Annotated in this window: 2 protein-coding genes; both read left to right on the top strand. The window is 53.4% G+C overall.

What is annotated here, in order from left to right:
* Positions 1–131 precede the first annotated feature (131 nt).
* On the top strand, positions 132–653 hold the full coding sequence (locus WNB94_RS17170; protein WP_341391573.1) for a YcxB family protein: 522 nt from the start codon (positions 132–134) through the stop codon (positions 651–653).
* Positions 654–953: 300 nt separating this feature from the next.
* Positions 954–1,691: a DUF2321 domain-containing protein gene (locus WNB94_RS17175; protein WP_445819097.1), complete on the top strand. Its 738-nt coding sequence runs from the start codon at positions 954–956 to the stop codon at positions 1,689–1,691.
* Positions 1,692–2,030: the final 339 nt, after the last annotated feature.

Genomic DNA, 2,030 nt, shown 5'->3' on the forward strand with positions numbered 1-2,030 from the left:
CAGCCTAACTGTCAGGTCAACGCGGACGCAACCAAGGGCCATGCCTTCGGCATTCTCATGGCCCTTGCTTGTGCCCTCCGCCCTCACGGGCTCCGGCGCCGGTTACCTTGGTAGTTAGGCCGCAGAACAACATGATCCACTTCTCGCTCACTCACGCTGACTTCGTACGGTTTCAAAAACTGGTAGCGCGCCGGTTTCAGCGCCACCAGGGGTTGTTGTCTGCACAGTTCGGCTTACGCGTGGTCATTTGGCTGTGCATTGGCCTGGCTTGTGCCACTTACGCGCGCCTCTACCGCGAGTGGCCAGAGATTTCTGGGCCGTTGGCTGTTATCGGCGTCGCTGGGGCACTGGCATTGGCTCTCGCGGTTATGCAGCCACAGCTGTCACAAGCACTGCTGAGAAAGCGTGCTCTCTTGCCCAACGGCGCGTTTCTCTCGCCACAGGTGATGTCGTTTAACTCGGATGGGCTGCGGATAGAAACACAAAGGGGCACGACCGAAACATTTTGGATGAGCTTCCTGGATTGGGATGCGGACGACACAAACTACTACTTGTTCATTGATGCAATCCAAGCTGTGATCGTCCCTCGCGCTGCGCTAGGAGAACAGCTTGCTCAATTCGAGCAATTCACTCGTCACATTGCCCAGAAGTGAAGCTATGGAAGCGCAGCCTCTCCTGCCACCAGGCGTGGATTGACACGTGAAGTGCAACACTCAAAACTACAGGTAGTAGTAATGCACAAACCTTCCACTCTGCGCCCCAGCCTAACTGTCAGGTCAACGCGGACGCAACCAAGGGCCATGCCTTCGGCATTCTCATGGCCCTTGGTTGTACCCTCCGCCCTCACGGGCTCCGGCGCCGGTTACCTTGGTAGTTAGGCTCTTCGCAAACACAGGCATCTGCCCATTCGTTAGGCTCTCATCAACTTGTGCCGTCAGGCAATATTTTTTTTCATGGGCTACTACGACACCCAACAAGTTTGCTTGAACGGTCATCAAATTACGGACCGATTCAACTCGTCCCCGCAATTCCGTCGAAATTTTTGCTCATCATGCGGCGAAAAGACGATTCATGAATGCCCGGCCTGCCACAGCCCTATTCCAGGCGACTATCACGCTGATGGGGCTGTTTTTATTGGGTTCCCTACGCCTGTGCCAACCCACTGCGAAAACTGCGGGCATCGCTTCCCCTGGTCAAAACTCGACCCACCCAATCTCAATAAAATACAAATTTATTTCTCCAAACCATTTATTTGGCATAAAAGTCTATCTACCATGGAAAAAAATTGGTCTCTGGGGTTCAATTGCTTCAATCGTTGGCTTAGCTTTAGTATTCTTTCCTCCATCAGCTTCGTCGCAAGGCGAGCAAAAATCACAAGCCACAACATCTGGAGCCAAAAGTCCTGCAATCGGGACGAATCAAGGAAATATCACTATCAACTATGGCGGAGACTCCACAACTCCGGAGAAAAGGTATGTGCTGCGCAATCCAAGGACCGGAGCAACGCTTGTCGTAGACAAGCCGAGTTTGGATGCTGCACAAGATCCGAAGCACCACGTCTGTACGGCCCTAGCTGGGACTGCCGTAATCCCAACGGGCGAGTCAGAAAAAATGGCCGGCATCGATATGTGGCGAAAAATAAGAATCACCTCTGGCGAATGCACCAACAAGTCTGGCTGGGTGGCAATTGAGAACTTAAGCGTTGAATAAGGCGCCATGCTCTCTACGCCCTCTGCTACGCGCACCAGCGTGGATTGAAACCTGAAGTGCAACACTCAAAACTGACGGCGGTCATAATGCAAAAACCTTCCACTCCGCGCCCCAGCCTAACTGTCAGGTCAACGCGGACGCAACCAAGGGCCATGCCTTCGGCATTTTCATGGCCCTTGGTTGTGCCCTCCGCCCTAGCGGGCTCCGGCGCCGGTTACCTTGGTAGTTAGGCCTCTTCAAACCACGATCGTGATGACTCCACAAATCTTCAAATCGATTGTTGCGGGTATCGGCATTGCATTTGCCGCCGCGTTCATCTG

It is taken from the genome of Aquabacterium sp. A3 (assembly GCF_038069945.1).
GTDB lineage: Bacteria > Pseudomonadota > Gammaproteobacteria > Burkholderiales > Burkholderiaceae_C > Aquabacterium.